We start from the raw sequence: 19,750 nt of genomic DNA, 5'->3' as shown, positions 1-19,750 counted from the left end.
GCAGCGCATCAGGACCTAGTGGGGTTTCCCAACGAGCATGACGATTCTTTCCGGAGGAGCAGCGTCAGAAGTCGGTGCCTGTTCTGTTCTGTTCTGTTCTGACAATGAGGTTAGTTGAGGTTGACGGTGGCGGTATTTAGGGACGAGGACGAGGTCTATGCCTTCCTGGGCGGGATCTTTCGGCGGGGTTTGGAGAAGGAGGGTCTGGCGGACAAGCTCGCGAATTCGGGTGTGGTGTTGCGGGTGCATTACACAGATCCGGATGCGGTTGTGACGGTGGACATGCCGAACAAGGTGGTGGAGACCGGAGCGGCCAGTACCGCGGTGCCCAACGTGGAGTTGTTCATGTCGGCAGACACGGGGAACAAGTTCTGGTTGGGGAAGGTGAACTTGACGATGGCGATGGCCAAGGGAACGGTACGTGCGAAAGGTCCGGTGCCGAAGTTGATCAAGTTGATCCCGCAGGCCAAGAACCTGTTCCCCGAGTACCGGTTGATGCTGGAGAGCCAGAATCGGCAGGACCTCATCGATGCGTGACCCTCGCCTCACCGCGGGCTGTAGGGCGGGTGTGCGATGAGGAGCACGATGCAGGACGTTGCGTTGACTGTGCCCGCGATCGTGGCCCATGCTTCGGCAGTTCATGGCGATCGCGAGGTGCTGACTGCGCGCGGACCCCGGCAGATCTCTGGGGTGTCCTATCGCGAGGTGGGTGAGCGTGCGGCACGGTTGGCAAATGCTCTGCGCCAGATCGGCATCCGTGGAGATGAGCGTGTCGCGACGTTACAGTGGAGCAACCAGGAGCATCTGGACTGTTACGCGGCGGTGCCGTCGATGGGCGCGGTGCTGCATACGTTGAACCTGCGGCTGCCGCCGGAACAGCTGACGTGGATCGCCAATCATGCCGAGGATCGGGTGATCATCGTCGACAGTACGGTGCTGGCCCTTTTGGCGGCGGCGTTGCCGTCGATGACCTCGGTGCGCACGGTGCTAGTGACCGGAACCGGCGATCTTGCCGCGGTCGAGGGGTGCGGAAAGGACGTCCTACGGTACGACGATGTGGTGGCCGCCCAGTCGAGTACGTTCGACTGGCCCGACGTCGACGAGCAGTCGGCCGCAGCGATGTGCTATACGAGCGGTACCACCGGGCACCCGAAAGGTGTTGTCTACAGCCATCGTTCGACGTGGTTGCACTCGCAGGCGGCGTGCACCTCGAATGCCTTGGGCATCGGTCATGACGACACGGTGTTGGCGATCGTTCCGATGTTCCACGCCAACGCGTGGGGGTTGCCGTATGCGGCGATGATGGCCGGCGCGCAGCTTCTGCTGCCTGACCGTTTCCTGCAGGCGGGGCCTCTAGTGGAGATGATCGAGGCGGTGCGACCGACGATGGCGGGGGCGGTGCCGACGATCTGGACCGATGTTCTGCACTACCTGCGCGACAATCCCGGCCATGACGTGAGTTCGCTGAAGATGGTGGCCTGCGGTGGTTCGGCGGTTCCGCGGTCGTTGATGACCGCCTATGACGAGCTGGGCATCCGCATTGTGCAGGCTTGGGGGATGACTGAGACTTCCCCGCTGGCCTCGGTCGCTCTGCCGCGGAGTTCTGATACCCCGGAGAGGTCGCTTCACCTGCGCGCAACCCAAGGCCGGGTGGTGGCCGGTGTGCAGGCCCGCATCGTCGATGACAGCGGTGCAGAACAACCGTGGGACGGAAAATCGGTGGGGGAGATTCAAGTCCGCGGCCCGTGGATCACTCAGTCGTATTACGAGAATGACAGTCCGGCGGCGTCGCCGGACGGGTGGTTGCGTACCGGGGACGTCGGGACGATCAGCGCGGACGCGTTCATCGCGCTGACCGACCGCTCCAAGGATGTCATCAAGTCCGGGGGCGAATGGATCTCCTCGGTGGAATTGGAGAACGAGTTGGCCGCTCACCCTGCGGTGCGCACCGCCACGGTGATTGGAGTGCCCGACGACAAGTGGCAGGAACGGCCGCTGGCGGTGGTCGTCCTGGCTGCCGACCGCACCGCCACCGCGGCGGAGCTGACCGAATTTCTGCGTGCGCGGGTGGCCAAGTGGTGGCTACCGGAACGGTGGGCGTTCGTCACCGACATTCCGCTGACTTCCACTGGCAAGTTCGACAAGAAGAAGCTGCGCCGCCAGTTCGGCGACGGTGACCTCATCATCGAGACGCTGGCGTGAATCATCAATCCACTGCGACCGAAACACTGACGTTAAGGAGACACACATGAAGACACGTGCTGCAGTGCTGTGGGGCCTAGGAGAAAAGTGGGAAGTCGAGGACATCGAGTTGGATCCTCCCGGCCCCGATGAAGTGCTCGTCCAGCTGACCGCGACCGGGTTGTGCCATTCCGACGAACACCTCGTGACCGGCGACCTGCCCATTCCGCTGCCCGTCGTCGGTGGCCACGAGGGTGCCGGCACCGTGGTCGAAGTGGGTGCGGGTGTCGAGAACGTCGCCGAGGGCGATTCGGTGATCCTGACGTTCCTGCCGTCGTGTGGGCACTGTTCCTATTGCGCGCGGGGGATGGGGAACATGTGCGACTTGGGTGCCGCGCTCATGATGGGACCCCAGATCGACGGCACTTACCGTTTCCATGCCCGGGGTGAGGACGTCGGCCAGATGTGCCTGCTGGGCACGTTCTCGGAATACACCGTGGTCCCCAAGGCGTCTCTGGTCAAAATCGACCAGGGGACACCGCTGGACAAGGCGGCGTTGATCGGGTGTGGTGTGACGACCGGGTACGGGTCGGCGGTGCGCACCGGTGAGGTGCGTGCCGGGGATACCGTGGTAGTGATCGGAGCCGGTGGCATCGGCATGAATGCGATTCAGGGTGCCCGCATCGCGGGCGCGTTGAACATCGTGGCTGTCGATCCGGTGGCGTTCAAGCGTGAACAAGCCGGCGGTTTCGGTGCGACGCATGCCGTTGCCACGATCGACGAGGCCTGGTCACTGATCAGTGACATCACCCGCGGCAAACTCGCCGATGTCTGCGTCTTGACCACCGATGTCGCCGAAGGGTCCTACATCGGCGAGGCGCTGTCCTTGGTCGGTAAACGCGGCCGTGTGGTCGTTACCGCGATCGGGCACCCCGAAGACACCTCGATGTCGGGTTCACTGCTGGAATTGACGCTGTATGAAAAGCAGATCCGCGGCGCTCTGTACGGTTCGTCGAACGCCGCCCACGACATCCCGCGGCTCGTCGAGCTCTACAACGCCGGACACCTCAAGCTGGATGAGCTGATCACCCGTGAGTACACCCTCGATCAGATCAACGAAGGCTACGCGGATATGCGATCGGGCCGCAACATCCGAGGACTCATCCGATTCTGATAAAGCAGCCGAAGCGCGGGAGCGCGACCACGGGAGCAAGCGAGCTGAGTACAACGGTTGAGTGCTGCGCGTCTGTGGCTCTTACCGTTGACGTGTTGATGCAGGACTAGCGATCGAAAGTCAATGTGCCCCATCGCCATAGGCGGTCGAGATGCGCGGCTGAGGTTGGCTGCGGTCACGCGTGTTGGTGTTGGCACCTACTGTCAGCCGGGAAGCCGTGATGAAACGTAGCTTTTGACGAGTCTCAACAGTGCTACTGACAAGGAAGGAAGCGGCGATGACGAGGATTCAAATTCCCTATCCCCATAGGAGGGGAGGGCACTGTGGTTCCGGTGCGCTTCGTGACCTTACTGAATGGGCCCAACTCGGATGGGGGACAGAAGCACTCAGTGAAGGATTGGTCTTCACCCTCGGCGGAGCCTTGGACTTCTCGTACGTCCGCTCTACGCAGTTGTTCCCCCAGGTGTACCTGGTAGGACGAGGAAGCGACCTGGAACAGGATTACCTCTCCCGGGTTGGCGCAAAGTTCGTCGTGCGATCGACCGATGACCCGGACGTGGGATGGGCATTTGTGACCGACGAAATCGACAAAGGTCGACCCGTCATGGTCTGGGCTGACATCGGCGAACTTCCTTACCTGCGCGTCCGATTGCACATGAGCCGTCACGACATTGTCATCACCGGATACGATGACGAACAACGGGTCGCCTATGTGGTCGATAATGACCGCGAGACAACCCAGACGGTGGCCTACGACGACCTACGCCGGGCGCGGTCCTCGGTCGGGTTTCCCACACCTACCCGGCACACCACATATCACGTCGACTGGCCAGAGCGAGTGCCAGACCTTGGGCCGATCGCGGCCGCTGCACTCGCCGCGAGCGCAGCGTTCATGCGCGGCGGTGCCGTAGGTGCGCCGCTACTGCGCATCGAGGCAGCTGAAGTCGAATCTTCCGGTTTGAAGGGTGTGCAGGACTTCGCCGATGACGTAGGGCATTGGCCAACGCTGTTCGATGACGATGCCCTGACCGCGGCATTGTTCGGGCTCGGGGCGTTCATCGAGAAAGCCGGTACCGGCGGCGGGCTCTTTCGTACGCTGCAGGCAGACGGTTGCCAGAACATCGCCGATCTCCTAGATGACGCCGCCACTGCCGAAGCGGCTGCCGCGGCCCGACATGCTTCCAAAGCGTGGTCTACGCTTGCGGCCGCAGCCACGGATGCCGGCACATCGCTACGGAGTCGTAGTCTAGCTGCGGCCAAAGTCGCCGCGACGATCCCGGACGCCGAAACGCGCCTCGTCGAAGCCCTCGAAACGGCCAGTCGATCCGTTGGCACTGTCGATACCGGCATCGAAGCTCATCTGAAAGGCTATCCGTGAGTGGCACTTCAAATCAATCGAGTTTCCTGAAGACTACTGGTTTCTCGATTGGCAGCATGACGATGTTCAGCGCTTCGCCCAGAACGCGGTCGGTGACGTTCGTGACCCTTGTGCAGAAGGCGAGGTTGACCGTCACCGCTGTGGGGGACAGGATTTGGTATGACCCCTATAGCACCGACGACGACCCCGAGCATTATCGGGCGAGCTATGCGGCGACAGCGTCGAGGGCGTATTGCGGGGCAGGACCAAATGGCTGATAGTGACGGAACTGGAAGGTGTACCGCAGCGATGATCTCGGCGGGCTAACGAGTCCTTTACATACTCTTCGGGCGATCAGCCCAGCCGACGTCGGCGCAGTTCTTCAGTCGCATGGTGGTCCATGCACTGCGTGGTCCTATTTGGGAGGATTTCGTCATCGACGAGCAAGCGGAAGAAGATTCGGCCATCGCGTGGTGGCATAACTTTCAGAATCGTGTTATCGCCGCCGACGGCGACTACCTCGATGCGCACCATCCGTGGTGCCTTGGTTGCGGCACAGACAATCCGCACGGTCATCGCCTGCGAGCGCGTCGGCGTGGCGACGGGGTGGGCGCCAGGCATATCTTCGACGGCCGACATCGCGGCGCACCCGGGATCGCACACGGCGGCGCAGTCATGACGGTTCTTGACGACACGGTGGGCATGCTGCTCTACGTCGTCGGTGAGATGGCCGTCACCCGTAAGCTCGACACCGAGTTCTTCGCGCCGGTATTGCTGGGGGTTCCCTACGAGGTCAGCGCGGAGCTCGTGTCCAGAACCGGCCGGAAACTCGAAGTGCGGACAGAATTGCGCGAGGAAGCCACCGGCCAGCTGGTCGCGTCCGCGTCCGGGTTATTCGTCGTCGTCACGCTGGATCACTTCACTAGCTCCATACAGAAGGCGTCGTCAATACGCTGCACTGCGCGACCACCCTGGGAAGGATGACTCAACCCGTAAATCTGCTCATTTTTCAACCGGCGCAGGCTGCTCAGGATTGAACCGGGGCCGACAGGGGGTTTGCTAAGCAAACGCGTACTCGACCACATCGTGGTGTACCAGCCTTCGGTAGCGTGACGCCGCAGCGTGTCGGCGAAAATACCGCCGGTCTCATCTGTTGTGGCCCGCCGGGGAGTTGATATCGACCTGGATGTGCGAAGCGGCCGGGTCAGGTTTCTGGCCGAGGGTATACAGGCCAAGACTGCCGAGAAAACCCGCACAATGCTCGATAAGCACTTCGGTCGATAGGTTTAGTTGTCCGTCTATCCAGCGACGGAGAATCTCGAACAGGCCCCCGACACCGTAGGTAGCGGCGAGATCTGCGACCTGAATCACCTCGCTGGGTATATCGAGATGCAGGCGGGCCTCTCTGAGGACGAGCTCCGCAAATTCGGACATCAGTTCGCTTCGCAGCTGCCGAAGCAGGGGTTCAGCGCCCGATTCGACAAACAATATGCGGGCCATGCTGGGATCGTTCTCGATCATCTGAACCAGGGCCTTTATCGGAGCGTAAGCGAGTTCTTGAGGAGCAACGGTGTCATCCGGTATCGCCTTGGTGATCACGGCTTGGAAGGTGGTGGAGATCTTGGTGAACATCGCACGCAGGAGCGCGTCTCTGTCGCGAAACTGCTGGTAGAAGTACCGGCTCGTCACTCCTGACTCCGTACACACAGCGGTCACGGTGCACGCGGCGGCTCCCTGCTTGCCCATGAGCGCGACCGCGGCGTCAATCAGCAGTGCGCGGCGCTGCGCATCGCGTTGAGTTGCGGACAGCCCGCCATAAACACGTGCTGGACTCATGCCCTACATTCTGGCAGTCTCATGTGACAAGGCCTAAAGTCAGATCACGCAACGGAGGAAGGACCCCGTCAAGATGCCGGAAGATCGAGCCTCGACCAAGAGCCGTGTATTGCCAAAACCCCGGCGCGTTCGTTTCCCCATGCCCACCTCCACGAAGCGGCGACACTTCGTGGATGGCGACCTGGTGATGAGCCATTTCATCTCGGTGCTTTCTGCGACCTTCCCGGAAGGGGAAGACTTCTTCATCCGCTCGGTCAAGTATTTCCAGAGTTCCATCGACGATCCCCAATTGCTGACAGCGGTCAAGGGTTTCATCGGGCAAGAGGCCACACACCGACACCAGCATCGGCTCCTCAACGAACGGCTCCAGGCCATGGGTTATCCGACCGCGCGGATCGACCGCCACGTCGCACGCCTGATCAAGCGATTGGAGCGGCGCTTTTCGCCAGAAATGCGGCTGTCGATGACCTCTGCATTGGAGCACTACACCGCGACGCTCGCTGAAATCATTCTCACCAGCGATGACGCGCAGAAGCTCATCGGACAGACAGAGGTTCGACCGATTCTGCTGTGGCATGCGTTCGAGGAGTCGGAGCACAAAGCCGTCGCCTTCGACGCCTATCGGCTGATTGGAGGCACCGAGCGCACCCGCGTACGGGGCATGCGGATCGCCTCTGCAATTCTGTTCGGCGAACTCATTCTGCAGACTGCGCTGTCGATGGCCTCTGACAAGGCCTCGTATAACCCGGTCACGTTGGTGCGTAGCCTACGTCGCTTCAGTCGCACCCCGATGTTCACCGCCGATGCGCTGCAGCGATTCCGTTCGTACAACCGCCCCGGCTTCCACCCTGATGATTGGGACAGCACCGCGGTCCTGGAGCGATGGAGCAAGGAACTGTTCGACCAAGACGGCTCACAGAAGGTCATCGCTCAGCCGGGGTAGCAAAAGTGCGTGAGGAGGGCGACGCAGAAAGACACTGTTTCTGCGTCGTTCCTCCAAACAAGCGACAGCGCGCCTGTCGTCACGGATTGGATGCCCGGTGGCGGGTCAAGGCGACAGTCATACAGACAAGTGCAGTCGGCCTCGAAACTCACGGAAAGGTTAAGCCTCAGCCGCTGACGACGTAGCGTTGAGCCAAGGTTTCAGCCAGTCGGCTCGTGTGCGCGACCACTTCCTTTTCGGTCACCGCGAGCAAACCGGAGTGCCAGGCCGTGATGACTTCGACGAACCCCCCCACCGCAACCAAAGTGTCCATACGAAGGGCCGTCTCGTCGGCGTCTTCTCTGAGATGTGGCCGGCTTGCCTCGACGACCAACTGCGTTGCGTCCTGCAGCGCCACAGCGCGGCGATCTTGCAGCGGTGAGCTACCTACATGCTGAGCGAGGAGGATGTGCGCCCGGCCAGGATCGCGTGCGATCCGGTCGACCACGATGGCGATCGCCGCGGTGATGGTTTCGATCGGCGGCCGATCCACACGCTCGTCGAAGAGCGCGGAAACCTCGCCGAGCATGTCATTGCGAACGCCATCCCACGCTGCGACGAGAAGATCCTCGCGCGTCTTGAAGTCCTCGTAGAAGTATCGATCGTTGAGCCCTGTCCGGGCGCACACGCCGCGCATAGTCACTGCGGCCCAACCGCTCTCACTCCAAATCTCGGTCGCAGCCTCGATCAATTGCTGCCGTCGCTCTGCTCGACGCTCAGCACCGGTCCGACCACCCCAGCGCGTGTTTCTCGACCGCACATCAAACATCTTGACAAAACGTCGGGCTCACGACCAAACTGGTGGCATGCGACACCAATGGTGGCTGATGCCCCCAAATCAATGGTCTCCCGCACCGGAAATCAGTGTCGCGATCCGAAAGGCAAGCAGATGAGGTTCTTGCCGTTCGGTAGTTCACCAGGTAGAACCCACCGCGCCCACGCAGTAGTCACAGGCGCAGGGAGCGGTATCGGCCGCGCGTTCGCCGTTGAGCTTGCACGCCGAGGTGGACGTGTTGTGTGTGCGGACAAAGACCCCATCACTGCGAAAGAGTCGGCCGAGTTGGTGAGGCAGGCCGGCGGCGAGGGTTTCGACGTCGTATGCGACGTCACCGACCTTGAGCAGGTCCGTAACCTCGCTGATGCCAGTGAAGACTGGTTTGGCAAGGCGGCGAGCCTGGTGATCAACAACGCCGGAATCGGTGCGGGCGGCAATCGCATCGGCGCTACGTCGGTCGAGGACTGGAACGCTGCGATTTCTGTCAACCTTTGGGGTGTTATCTACGGGTGCGAGACTTTCGTTCCCCGGCTCCGGAGCAACGGCCGTGGCGGAGTGATCAATGTGGCGTCCGCCGCGAGTTTCGGCTCGGCGCCCCGAATGGGGGCATACAACGTGAGTAAGGCCGGAGTGCTCGCTCTGTCCGAGACCTTGGCGGCCGAACTGAGCGGTACTAACGTCAATGTCACAGTGCTTTGCCCCACCTTCGTCAAGACGAACATCGCCAAAAATCCTCAGATTGAGGAGTCGGCGGCGAAACTCGCGACCAACCTGATGAGGTGGACCGGCATTTCGCCGGATCAAGTGGCTCGAACGACCTTGAACGCGCACGATCGCGGACAAATCTATGTAGTGCCCCAACTGGACGCGAAAATTTTGTGGCAACTGAAAAGAGCTTTACCCGGTCAGTTTACGCGGGCGTTGGGGCTGGTGGAGCGCGTGGCCTCATGGAACGATCCAGCCGAACAGAGGGAGCAGTGAAATGGCGTTCGCATATAGCGACATGCTCGAGACGATCAAGAACAAGCAATGGGCTCTCGCCGATATCGATTGGGGCGCCCCTGGTGCGGAGTTGATCACCGACGAACAGCGTCCCAAACTCAAGCAATTCATGTCCGACGTGGTGTGGATTGAGCATGTCGGAGCGCGCGCCTTTGCTGCGATGGCCCCGAAGGCGCCCTTCGAAGCGCTCGGAGACATTTACCGTTACTTTCACGCCGAGGAGCAGCGTCACGCCAACGCCGAACTTGCTCTGATGCGTCGCTGGGGCATGATCGAGGAAGGCGAAAAGCCTGTACCGAATAAGAACATCCGTCTCGTGATCGAGTGGCTAGATCGGTACGCTGAGGCTCTTCCTCTGACTGTCATCGGCGCCGCGATTCCCGCACTGGAGACCGCGCTGGACGGGGCCCTGCTGAAATTTCTCCTTGATGAGGTCGACGACCCAATTTGCGGGGAAGTATTCAATAAGGTCAACAGCGACGAATCGCGGCACCTTGCAGTAGGTTTTCAAGTCCTGAATGACCTCGGCGCCAGTCCCATGCGAATCCATGCAATCCAAACGGTCGGCGCTGTGATGGACCCCCGTATTCTCACTGGCGCGTTGCTGTATATACCGCTTCTCACGCGCATGTTGATGAATCTCAACGCGATGGGGCTATCCGAAGAGAAGCTGTACAACGCGGTGACGCGATATGGCAATGTCGGGGACCGCAGTGAGCACACGCGGAGGGTGCCTGGATATCACATCTTGAAGGCCCACATGTCCTCCTCGATCAAGCGGTCCCAACCCCTTCACTTCGTTTCCCAGCGCTTAGGCAATGCGATCGACATCTTCCCCGTGCAAGTACTCGGGCGACCGCCTTCATGGACGGATGAACTGACCTATGAACCGGTCGCTAAATGACGGACACGGTAACGACTTTGATCGTCGGCGCCGGCTTCGCGGGTATCGGTACGGCGATGAGAATGCTTCAAGCGGGCGTTAACGACTTTGTCATCTTGGAGCGATCACATCGCGTCGGGGGCACCTGGCGTGACAACACTTACCCCGGCGCCGCCTGCGACATTCCGTCATTGCTGTACTCCTACTCGTTCGAGCCGAACCCAGGCTGGACTCGCGCATACTCGGGGAGCGCAGAGATCCTCGCCTATATCGACGCGATTGTCGCGAAATACGATCTTGGGAGGTTCATTCATTTCGGTGCGGACGTGAGTGCACTGGAATTCGACGAGGATGCCGGAGAGTGGGTTGTCGACACGACCGGCGGCAGGCGGTATCGGGGCCGTTCAGTCGTGATGGCTAGCGGACCACTTGCTGACGCCAGTTTCCCGGATATTCGTGGCATCGAGTCGTACGAGGGGAAAAAGATTCACAGTGCTCGGTGGGACCACTCCTATGACATGAGCGGTAAGAGGGTGGCGGTTATCGGGACCGGGGCGAGCGCTGTGCAGATCGTTCCCGAATTGGTCCAGTTGGCGGCGTCGGTCAAGGTGTTTCAGAGGACGCCCGGCTGGGTCCTACCGAGGGTGAATTTCCGGCATCCGGCCTGGGCGCGTTCGACTTTCAAGCGCATGCCGGCAACCGAACAGGCCCTACGAGGTGCGTGGTTTTGGGCGCATGAGGTCATGGCCGTGGGCATGGTTTGGGATACCGCTGCCACATCTGTCATCCAAGCGGCCGCGAAGGCGAATCTGCGTCGGCAGGTGAAGGATACCTGGTTGAGACGTCAGCTAACACCGCAGTTCAGACCTGGGTGCAAACGCATGCTTATGACTAACGACTATTACCCTGCTCTCCAGGCCGATAACTGCAAACTCGTCAGCTGGCCGATCGCCACACTGGCTCCGAACGGAATTCGAACCGCCGACGGCATCGAGCATGAGGTGGACTGCATAGTATTCGCGACAGGCTTCGATGTGTGTAAACGCGGTACGCCATTTCCGATCCTGGGGCGCGACGGGCGAAAACTCGAAGACGCGTGGTCTGAGGGGAGATTTGCCTACAAGAGCGTGAGTGTGGCCGGGTATCCGAATTTGTTCTTCACTTTCGGGCCTAATTCCGGTCCTGGCCACAACTCCGCTCTTCTATATATGGAGGCGGCAATCGATTACATCGTAAAAGCGATCGAGCTCTTGCGCGACCAAGGTAACGGAGTCCATACCCTGGATGTGAAAGAGAATAGCCAAAACGCGTACCACTCCAATATTCAGCGGCGGTTACGACGCACGACATGGAACTCGGGTTGCAGCAGCTGGTATTTAACAGAGGATGGCTATAACGGCACGATGTATCCGGGCTTTGCGACTCAGTTCACCAGGGAACTGTCCCGTCTGGATATGCGGGATTACGATATCACTCGGCGTGACGATGCTGACCTGAAGTTGACACAAACACGCTGAACTGCAGCAGCGGATAGGGTAAACATCAAAGCGCACGTGAGGAAGTAATGGGTTCTGAGTCTGGGCAGCACTACGAAATTGTAATAGTCGGAGCCGGGTTTTCTGGGATTGGTACAGCGATCAGCCTGTTGAAGGCCGGATTTGCGGACTTTCTTATAGTCGATGACGCCGATGGCGTCGGCGGTACATGGCACTGGAATACGTATCCGGGAATAGCGGTCGATATTCCGTCCTATAGTTACCAGTTCTCTTATGAGATGCGAACATCCTGGTCACGTACTTACGCTCACGGGGATGAGTTGAAGGCTTATGCAGAGCGGTGTGTAGAAAAATACGGACTCCAAAATTACATCCGGTTCAACACGACTGTGGACGAAGCCTGTTTCGACGAAGGCGCCGCACTATGGCGGCTGAGCTGCTCCTCTGGTCAGAATCTGACCGCGCGTTTTGTGATAAATTGCTCTGGCGTTCTCAGTCGGCCGAAGTGGCCTGATATTCCAGGAGTGCGCGACTTCGCCGGCGTGACGCTGCATACGGCCAGATGGGACCATACGAAAGATCTCACCGGTAAGCGGGTGGCGGTGATCGGGACTGGGGCATCTGCGGTGCAGCTGATTCCCGAAGTCGCGAAGATCGCATCAAGTCTGACGGTCTTCCAGCGAACGCCGATTTACTGCTTGCCGAAGCCGGATTTCTCCATACCGAGCTGGGCCGCGACAGTGATGCGGTTGGTGCCAGGGGCACAACTGATGACGCGCACTGCGAGTCAGGCGTTCGTCGAGTTCACATTTCCCATCGCAGCTCATTTTCACTCGTTGATCCCTGTGTCGGACCTCATGGAAGAGGCGGCGAAACGCTATATGCGTCGGGCGGTCGACGATCCGGTGACTCGAGACCAACTCATTCCTCGCTATTCGTTGGGTTGTAAGCGACCGAGTTTCCACAATTCCTATCTCGCAACGTACAACCGTCGCAATGTTTCGCTCGAGACCAGCGGCATCACCCATGTCGACCATGCCTCGGTTCACACTGAAGATGGCAAGAGTTATCCGATCGATGTCATGGTCTTGGCCACCGGGTTCAAAGTGATGGAGTCGGGCAATATGCCGACTTATGTGCTGAAGGGACGCGGTGGAGTGGAGCAGTCTGCCTGGTGGGATGAGCACCGCCTCCAAGCCTTCGAGGGTGTGAGCGTCCCAGGGTTCCCGAATCACTTCAATATCTTCGGTCCCTATGGTTACAACGGCTCCTCGTACTTCACACTCATCGAGGCGCAAAGTCGGCATATCGTCCGCTGTCTTCGTCGTGCGCGCACGCTGAAGGCTGATTACGTAGAGGTCAGACAGCAGGCGAACGATCGCTACTTCGGTGACATGGTTAGCCGCCGACATCGACAGGTTTTCTGGCAGCCGAGCTGTTCCAATGCCAACAGTTACTATTTCGACAAACACGGCGATGTTCCGTTGCGTCCGTCAACTACCCTGGAGACTTACTGGCGTAGCCGCACCTTCCGGCTCTCCGATTACCGATTTGAACGTCGCGCAGAATCCGTTGGCGCACGGTGACCAACACTGATGCGGCGGACCGGCGCCCCAGTCTTGCAAGTCATTTCGTGGCAATGACTTCGCGAAACACACTGCGTCCGCTGTCGCAACTCATCCCGTCGAGCGCCCACGGCCTCGCGGTGATGGATCGCGTACTCCGGATGGCGCTTGTGGGATCGCGGCCCCGCCGAAGCGTGGCGGTTCGCACAATAGATACCGAGTTCGCCGGGAATCAGATACGCGGGGATTGGATCACTTCTCCTGCAGTCGATCCACACGCGGTTCCGTTGCTCTACATTCATGGCGGCGCCTACTCCATGTGCTCACCGGCTACCCACCGCGGCCTGCTCGGTGAACTTGCCTCCGCGAGCGGTCGGCCCATCTTTGCGGTGAGGTATCGGCTAGCTCCACGCTATCCCTTTCCCGCTGCCGCCGACGATGCACTGAACGCATACCGCTGGCTCGTCACAGGGCAGCCTTCGGCTTCCGGCGAACGCGGTGTTGCGGTGGCCGGGGACTCGGCGGGCGGCCAGCTCACGATGGCCACCGCCCTTGGCGCACGTAGTGACGGACTGCCGCTGCCGGATTCGATGCTTCTCATGTCTCCGGTCCTGGATCTGACATGTGAACTCGCGAGGGCACGCGAACTTCGCCGCCGTGATCCTTTCGCCTCTGCTCGGTCCGCGGCCCGCGCTCTTGACCTGTACGTGGCTGGTGCAGATCACCGCAATGAGCGAATCAGCGTGCTCGACGCAGACCTCAGGTCCATGCCACCGATCCTGATTCAGGTAGGCGGAAGAGAAATGTTGATCGATGACTCGAGGCATCTTGCCGACCGCCTCCGATCGGCCGGATCAAGCGTTGAGATACAGGTGTACCGGGGACAGATCCACGTGTTCCAAGCCATGTTCCGAATCCTGCCCGAGGCTCGTGAGGCGATCCACCGCGCTGGAAACTTCCTGAAAGCTTCGGCCCACCGGTGAAAGTGTTGGGACCGTGGATGCTCCACTGCCACCGCGCCATCAACTGCTTCTTAGCTGTCTCATGACAGGCGGCTTTGCGAGGGATCCTCGAGGACACGATCCGTCGATAGTGATCATCGGGGCCGGCGTCGCGGGTATCGCCATGGCCCATCAGCTGAAGAGGGACGGATTCACCAACTTCACCATGGTGGAAAAGGCTGCAGACATCGGCGGCGTCTGGCGCGACAACACCTATCCAGGAGCGGCTTGCGACGTGCCGTCAGCGTTGTACTCACTCTCGGACAAGCCCAACACTCGTTGGTCGAGACGTTATGCAGAACAGCCCGAGATACTCCAATATCTTCGCCGACTCGTCCTGGCCGACGGAATGGACCTGCATTTGCGCACGCGGACCGAAGTCGTCGAGATGACCTTCGATGAACAGGCCGGCCGTTGGCGTTTGGTGACCGGATCCAGCGAGACGATCTGGTGCGATGTCGTGATTTCGGCCGTGGGGCAGCTCTCGCGACCTCATACGCCGAATATTGCCGGCGAAGACACCTTCGAGGGGCCGCGTTTTCATTCGGCGCGTTGGGACCATTCGGTATCGCTGCGCGGCAAGGAAGTAGCCGTCATCGGGACAGGCGCAAGCGCGATACAGTTTGTGCCACGGATCGCACACGAGGCACAGCGCGTAACGCTGTATCAGCGCACGGCGCCTTGGATTTTGCCGAAGTGGGACAGCAGGTACGGACGTCTTCACCAACAGCTGATTAAGGTTCTGCCGCTGTGGCTGCGTCTTGAGCGTTTCGCGGTATGGCTGATTTTTGAAGTGCTCGCAGTGACGTTGGTCGACGCGAAGCCCTTGTCACGCATTCTCGGCGCGGTCGCCCGCTACCACCTCCATCGGCAGGTTGCCGATCCAATGCTGCGCCGGCAACTCACGCCATCAGATGCGCCGGGGTGCAAGCGGGTGTTGTTCTCGAATGATTACTACCCCGCGATTGCCAACGGTGAAGTCTCGTTGGTGACCAACGCGGTTGCGAAGCTTTGCGACAAGGGAGTCGTGACCGACGATGGCGTACTCCATCGCGCGGATGTCGTCATTTACGGAACAGGTTTCCGCGCTACCGACTTCCTCGCCCCGATGCGTGTTCGCGGCTGGGGCGGAGTGACTCTGGACGAGGTGTGGGGGACGCAGGCGCACGCATACCTGGGCATTACAGTCCCGATGTTCCCGAATCTCTTTCTCCTCTATGGCCCGAACACGAATGTCGGTTCCGGGTCGATCATTTACATGATCGAGTCTCAGGTCCGCTATGTCGGTGCCCTCATCAAGATTTTGGCGAGTGACCCAGGGCGTACGGTCGACGTCAGGCCAGACATCGAGCAAAGCTACAACACACGATTGAGCCGGCGGCTGCGAAGGTCGGTGTGGGCGCTTTGCGCGAGCTGGTACACGACCTCGAGTGGCGCGATCCCGACGAACTGGCCTGGGCCTACATTTGCCTACCGGATCCTCACCCGCAAACCACGCAGTCACGATTATCTATTCAGGCACGTTGAACGCCTTCAGTTAGACGGCCCGAGTGAGAACCGCGCGAGGCTGCGCAGATGATCCGGGTCGCAGGCGGTGTCTAACATTTCACTGTTAACTGTTCGAATATTGACATTCAGCACATCTATGTAAACTATTACCAGATACCCGTGCAGCAGAGCGCCCAGGAGGCATCGTGGCTAATCAGCTTCTCGCAATCACGCGTCACCCCAAGGAGCGGTTGACGTCTGTCCTGTTGGCGCCCGCCCCCCGCGTCGTCGATGACAAATGGCGACAGTGGAGTCGGGACTGGAGAGTCCGGGAACTTGCGCCGGCCCCCGCCGGATCTGGGCTGAGAGCCGTCCTAGGGGACGCTGGACTCCCGTTGCTGGGGCACACTGTCGACTACATCCGATTTGGTTCAGAATTCAGTCGGGAGCGTTACGAACGTTTGGGCTCGGTGTCGTGGATGGGCGCATTCGGTACCAAAATGGTGGTCATCGCCGGTCCAGACGCAACGCGTGAGGCGTTCACAAGCGAAGCCAAGGCCTTTTCTCAAGATGGCTGGTCCTTCCTGATCGATGCTTTCTTCCATCGCGGGTTGATGCTCATGAGCTTCGACGAACATTTGATGCACCGGCGCATCATGCAGGAGGCGTTCACGCGTCCTCGCCTGACCGGATATGTCGGGCAGGTGGCCCCGTGCGTTCGCGCAGCCGTGCCCGCGTGGCCGACCGGTCCGTCGGTCCGGATCTACCCGTTGTTGAAGAATCTCACCCTCGATATTGCCACGGATGTCTTCATGGGTGGCCGCGGCAAGGACGAGAGCGCTGCTGTCAACGAGGCGTTCGTGTCCACTGTTCGCGCGGCGAGTTCCTTTGTGCGAGTTCCACTCCCGGGCACCAGGTTCCGCGCCGGCGTGCATGGGCGGCGCGTGTTGGAGGACTACTTCTCCCGACACCTGCCGGCCGCGCGTGCAGGCGAGACCGACGATCTATTCGCCGCCCTCTGCCAGGCGACCACAGAAGACGGTGAACGGTTCTCCGACGAGGATGTGATCAACCACATGATCTTTCTCATGATGGCCGCCCATGACACCTCCACGATCACCACCACTGCTGTCACCTACTTCCTCGCTAAACATCCTGAGTGGCAGGAGAAGGCAGCGGCGGAGGCGCGGTCCTTCGGTCACGATTCGCCAGATATCGACGAACTGGAGCGGATGACGGTCCTCGATCTGATCCTCAAAGAAGCTCTGCGTCTGCTGGCGCCCGTTCCGCTGGTGATGCGCAAGACCGTCCGCGATGTCGCCATCGACGGCTATCACATCCCCCGTGAAACCTTGTGCGCAATCACACCCGCCGTAAATCACTTCGACCGCAGAATATGGAGCGACCCGGACCGTTTCGATCCGTCGCGCTTCGATGAGCCCCGGCGCGAGGACCAACAGCACCGATTCGCCTGGGTGCCGTTCGGCGGGGGGGCGCACAAATGCATTGGGATGCAGTTCGGCACACTCGAGGTGAAGGCAATCCTGCACCAGATGTTGCGTACCTACACTTGGACGGTCCCAAACGACTATCACGTGCGTTGGGACAACACCTCGCTGCCCATTCCCGTGGACGGACTGCCTGTGACGTTGCGGCACCGATGAGCGGTGAGAACTCGCCTTACCTGGAGCCCACGGAGTTCCTCGATTGGCAACATGAATCGGTACGCGACTTCGTTGCATCGGCGACCCGCGGCGCGGTCGACGACACCACGAAGGCCATAGCCATCTTCACTGCGGTCCGCGACTCGATTTGGTATGACCCCTACACCGTGACCGATGACCCGCATGCGTATCGCGCCAGCACCATCGCAACTGCAGACCGCGCTTACTGCGTCCCGAAGGCGGTGCTCTTGACGGCGGCCTGCCGAGCAGCAGGCATCCCAGCGCGGCTGGGGTTCGCCGATGTCCGAAACCACCTTCAGACCGAGACATTGCGTGAGCGGATGGGCGGTACCGACGTCTTCGTCTACCACGGATACAGCCTCATGCATCTCTGCGGTGTCTGGGTCAAGGCAACTCCGGCGTTCAATCGCGAGCTATGCGCACGGTTCGGCGTCCCGCCAATTGATTTCGACGGGCGCACAGACGCCCTGCTGCACGGGTTCGCCGGTGACGGCACACAACACATGGAATATCTGAGGGATCGAGGCGCCTTCGACGATCTACCGCTGGCAGAGATCCTGCAAGCGCTCAGAACCCACTACGGGACGCTCATAGGCGATGCGAGTCGCCATCCAGACCTGTTCGCCTGAAGGGCCGATGCGTAATGCACAGCACGATGCAAGACGTCCAGCTCACAATCTCGGCAATTGTCCGCCATGCCGCCTCCATTCACGGAAACAGCGAGGTGATCACCCCCGACGGAATTGGATACCGAAGTATGTCCTACCGTAGCGTCCTGGGGCGAGCGGGCCGACTTGCCAATGCGTTGCGCGGGCTCGGAATAACGGCAGATCAACGGGTGGCCACTTTTCAGTGGAGTAACCAAGAACATCTCGAGGCCTACTGCGCGGTTCCCTCCATGGGCGCGGTGCTGCACACCCTCAACATTCGTTTGGCTCCAGAGCAACTCGCGTACATCGCCAACCATGCCAGCGATCAGATCATCCTGGTGGATGCGTCGGTTGCGCCATTGTTGGCTAGTGCGCTACCAGCGATGGAGTCGGTGCATACGGTCATCGCCACCGGGGGCGGCGACCTCGCTCCGCTGCAGCGATGCGGGAAGACGGTGTTGCGTTACGAGGAGATCCTGGCGCAGCAACCGGAGACTTTCGATTGGCCCGAGATCGATGAGCGTTCCGCCGCGGCCATGTGCTACACCAGCGGGACTACTGGAAATCCCAAAGGTGTTGTCTACAGCCACCGTTCGACCTACCTACATGCACTGACCGCCTGCACGTCGAACGCCCTGGCAGTGAGCGAGGCCGACCGTATCCTGGCCATTGTCCCGATGTTTCACGCCAATGCGTGGGGACTGATCTACGCGGCGTTGATGTCTGGTGCGGACTTGGTATTACCCGATCGCCATCTGCAAGCCGCGCCGCTGGTGTCGATCATCGAAGAGACTCAGCCGACTATCGCCGGTGCAGTGCCGACGATCTGGAACGATGTCGATCGATACCTGGAATCGAATCCCGCCCGGGACATCTCCTCACTTCGGCTGGTTGCCTGCGGGGGATCGGCAGTCCCCGTCTCGCTGATGCGGGCATTCGAAGACAAGTACAACGTGCCTATCGTGCAGGCATGGGGCATGACCGAAACCTCGCCGCTGGCTACCGTCGCACGCGCAGCGCACGGAGTAGGCGAGACCCGTGCGTGGGAGATGCGCGAAAGCCAGGGTCGGCCGATGTGCGGTGTCGAGATCCGGTTGCGTGACGACCACAAGAAGACAGTGCCGTGGGACGGTCGATCAGCGGGTGAAATACAGGCGCGAGGCCCGTGGATCACCGGCGCCTACTTCGGCGACGATGATCCGGACAAGTTCGACGGAGGGTGGCTGCGCACCGGCGACGTCGGCCGGATCGACCCGGACGGGTATCTCACGCTGACCGATCGTGCGAAGGACGTCATCAAGTCAGGTGGAGAATGGATCTCCTCAGTCGAGCTGGAAAACACGCTGATTGGTCACCCGGCGATCTACGAGGCTGCGGTGGTGGCAGTTCCCGACGACAAATGGCAGGAAAGACCGCTCGCCCTGGTCGTGGTTCACCGTGGAGCCGAGGTCGACATCGACCGACTGCGCGCGTTTCTGTTGGACAAGGTCGCCAAGTGGTGGATCCCGGAGCGGTGGAGCTTCGTGTCTGAGATTCCCCGAACAAGCGTCGGGAAATACGACAAGAAGGCCATACGCGCGCGTCACTCCGCCGGCGAGTATCAGATCGAAACGTCCTAAGAAATCAAACCCATTGATATTGAACAGCCGAGAGGGAATCCTGTGACAGCATCAAT

Annotated in this window: 17 protein-coding genes; 15 read left to right on the top strand and 2 right to left on the bottom strand. The window is 60.3% G+C overall.

The annotated features are described in order from the left end of the window. Window positions 1–126 precede the first annotated feature (126 nt). The 5 genes from A5650_RS11810 (at window position 127) to A5650_RS11790 (ending at window position 5,696) form a co-directional block, all read left to right on the top strand. A complete protein-coding gene (locus A5650_RS11810) occupies window positions 127–537 on the top strand; it encodes an SCP2 sterol-binding domain-containing protein (RefSeq protein ID WP_016889191.1) in 411 nt (136 codons plus the stop codon). 36 nt (window positions 538–573) lie between these two features. Continuing rightward, entirely contained in the window at window positions 574–2,202 is a 1,629-nt protein-coding gene (locus tag A5650_RS11805; protein ID WP_046188900.1) for a fatty acid--CoA ligase, read from the top strand. A gap of 46 nt (window positions 2,203–2,248) precedes the next feature. Further along, entirely contained in the window at window positions 2,249–3,355 is a 1,107-nt protein-coding gene (locus A5650_RS11800; protein WP_046188899.1) for an NDMA-dependent alcohol dehydrogenase, read from the top strand. 277 nt (window positions 3,356–3,632) lie between these two features. Beyond that, entirely contained in the window at window positions 3,633–4,733 is a 1,101-nt protein-coding gene (locus tag A5650_RS11795) for a BtrH N-terminal domain-containing protein (protein WP_046188921.1), read from the top strand. Between the two features lie 369 nt (window positions 4,734–5,102). Beyond that, a complete protein-coding gene (locus A5650_RS11790) occupies window positions 5,103–5,696 on the top strand; it encodes a PaaI family thioesterase (RefSeq protein ID WP_082950727.1) in 594 nt (197 codons plus the stop codon). A gap of 162 nt (window positions 5,697–5,858) precedes the next feature. Here the strand turns inward: A5650_RS11790 and A5650_RS11785 are convergent, their stop codons facing one another. Then, window positions 5,859–6,548: a TetR/AcrR family transcriptional regulator gene (locus tag A5650_RS11785; RefSeq protein WP_012394821.1), complete on the bottom strand. Its 690-nt coding sequence runs from the start codon at window positions 6,546–6,548 to the stop codon at window positions 5,859–5,861. Window positions 6,549–6,621: 73 nt separating this feature from the next. On the opposite strand from A5650_RS11785, the gene A5650_RS11780 reads away from it, so the two are divergent. Continuing rightward, window positions 6,622–7,491, top strand: coding sequence for a metal-dependent hydrolase (locus tag A5650_RS11780; RefSeq protein WP_012394820.1), 870 nt, complete (start codon window positions 6,622–6,624; stop codon window positions 7,489–7,491). A gap of 166 nt (window positions 7,492–7,657) precedes the next feature. Here A5650_RS11780 and A5650_RS11775 read toward each other — a convergent pair whose 3' ends face one another. After that, window positions 7,658–8,167 carry a TetR/AcrR family transcriptional regulator gene (locus A5650_RS11775; protein WP_502687065.1) on the bottom strand — a complete coding sequence of 170 codons (510 nt, stop codon included), beginning with the start codon at window positions 8,165–8,167 and terminating at the stop codon, window positions 7,658–7,660. A 252-nt stretch (window positions 8,168–8,419) separates the two neighbouring features. On the opposite strand from A5650_RS11775, the gene A5650_RS11770 reads away from it, so the two are divergent. From A5650_RS11770 to A5650_RS11730, 9 genes are all read left to right on the top strand, one after another. Continuing rightward, window positions 8,420–9,286: an SDR family NAD(P)-dependent oxidoreductase gene (locus A5650_RS11770; RefSeq protein ID WP_012394818.1), complete on the top strand. Its 867-nt coding sequence runs from the start codon at window positions 8,420–8,422 to the stop codon at window positions 9,284–9,286. A 1-nt stretch (window position 9,287) separates the two neighbouring features. Continuing rightward, window positions 9,288–10,211 (top strand): hypothetical protein, encoded by a 924-nt coding sequence (locus A5650_RS11765; protein ID WP_012394817.1) that lies wholly within the window; start codon window positions 9,288–9,290, stop codon window positions 10,209–10,211. Beyond that, on the top strand, window positions 10,208–11,707 hold the full coding sequence (locus A5650_RS11760) for a flavin-containing monooxygenase (RefSeq protein WP_012394816.1): 1,500 nt from the start codon (window positions 10,208–10,210) through the stop codon (window positions 11,705–11,707). Before A5650_RS11765 ends, A5650_RS11760 begins: the two co-directional genes overlap by 4 nt. Before the next feature lie 47 nt (window positions 11,708–11,754). After that, entirely contained in the window at window positions 11,755–13,272 is a 1,518-nt protein-coding gene (locus tag A5650_RS11755) for a flavin-containing monooxygenase (RefSeq protein WP_012394815.1), read from the top strand. After that, window positions 13,269–14,234 (top strand): alpha/beta hydrolase, encoded by a 966-nt coding sequence (locus A5650_RS11750; protein WP_012394814.1) that lies wholly within the window; start codon window positions 13,269–13,271, stop codon window positions 14,232–14,234. The genes A5650_RS11755 and A5650_RS11750 overlap by 4 nt, the downstream gene beginning before the upstream one ends. A gap of 61 nt (window positions 14,235–14,295) precedes the next feature. Next, on the top strand, window positions 14,296–15,831 hold the full coding sequence (locus tag A5650_RS11745; RefSeq protein WP_012394813.1) for a flavin-containing monooxygenase: 1,536 nt from the start codon (window positions 14,296–14,298) through the stop codon (window positions 15,829–15,831). A 115-nt stretch (window positions 15,832–15,946) separates the two neighbouring features. Further along, on the top strand, window positions 15,947–17,404 hold the full coding sequence (locus A5650_RS11740) for a cytochrome P450 (protein WP_012394812.1): 1,458 nt from the start codon (window positions 15,947–15,949) through the stop codon (window positions 17,402–17,404). Then, window positions 17,401–18,054 (top strand): transglutaminase-like domain-containing protein, encoded by a 654-nt coding sequence (locus A5650_RS11735; protein ID WP_012394811.1) that lies wholly within the window; start codon window positions 17,401–17,403, stop codon window positions 18,052–18,054. The genes A5650_RS11740 and A5650_RS11735 overlap by 4 nt, the downstream gene beginning before the upstream one ends. A 14-nt stretch (window positions 18,055–18,068) precedes the next feature. Continuing rightward, complete coding sequence (locus tag A5650_RS11730) at window positions 18,069–19,694, top strand: fatty acid--CoA ligase (protein WP_016889183.1); 1,626 nt, start codon at window positions 18,069–18,071, stop codon at window positions 19,692–19,694. The last annotated feature ends 56 nt before the right edge of the window (window positions 19,695–19,750 follow it).

It is taken from the genome of Mycobacterium sp. 1164985.4, assembly GCF_001668575.1.
Classification (GTDB): Bacteria; Actinomycetota; Actinomycetes; order Mycobacteriales; family Mycobacteriaceae; genus Mycobacterium.
The sequence above is the reverse complement of the archived record's forward strand: the minus strand, read 5'-3'. Positions and strand labels throughout refer to the sequence as shown.

Coding starts and splice junctions, on each gene's coding strand:
- A5650_RS11805 (WP_046188900.1), top strand. CDS start 574: ATGAGGAGCACGATGCAGGACGTTGCGTTGACTGTGCCCGCGATCGTG.
- A5650_RS11765 (WP_012394817.1), top strand. CDS start 9,288: ATGGCGTTCGCATATAGCGACATGCTCGAGACGATCAAGAACAAGCAA.
- A5650_RS11755 (WP_012394815.1), top strand. CDS start 11,755: ATGGGTTCTGAGTCTGGGCAGCACTACGAAATTGTAATAGTCGGAGCC.
- A5650_RS11770 (WP_012394818.1), top strand. CDS start 8,420: ATGAGGTTCTTGCCGTTCGGTAGTTCACCAGGTAGAACCCACCGCGCC.
- A5650_RS11780 (WP_012394820.1), top strand. CDS start 6,622: ATGCCGGAAGATCGAGCCTCGACCAAGAGCCGTGTATTGCCAAAACCC.
- A5650_RS11735 (WP_012394811.1), top strand. CDS start 17,401: ATGAGCGGTGAGAACTCGCCTTACCTGGAGCCCACGGAGTTCCTCGAT.
- A5650_RS11785 (WP_012394821.1), bottom strand. CDS start 6,548: ATGAGTCCAGCACGTGTTTATGGCGGGCTGTCCGCAACTCAACGCGAT.
- A5650_RS11790 (WP_082950727.1), top strand. CDS start 5,103: ATGGTGGTCCATGCACTGCGTGGTCCTATTTGGGAGGATTTCGTCATC.
- A5650_RS11760 (WP_012394816.1), top strand. CDS start 10,208: ATGACGGACACGGTAACGACTTTGATCGTCGGCGCCGGCTTCGCGGGT.
- A5650_RS11730 (WP_016889183.1), top strand. CDS start 18,069: ATGCACAGCACGATGCAAGACGTCCAGCTCACAATCTCGGCAATTGTC.
- A5650_RS11795 (WP_046188921.1), top strand. CDS start 3,633: ATGACGAGGATTCAAATTCCCTATCCCCATAGGAGGGGAGGGCACTGT.
- A5650_RS11800 (WP_046188899.1), top strand. CDS start 2,249: ATGAAGACACGTGCTGCAGTGCTGTGGGGCCTAGGAGAAAAGTGGGAA.
- A5650_RS11775 (WP_502687065.1), bottom strand. CDS start 8,167: ATGCGCGGCGTGTGCGCCCGGACAGGGCTCAACGATCGATACTTCTAC.
- A5650_RS11745 (WP_012394813.1), top strand. CDS start 14,296: ATGACAGGCGGCTTTGCGAGGGATCCTCGAGGACACGATCCGTCGATA.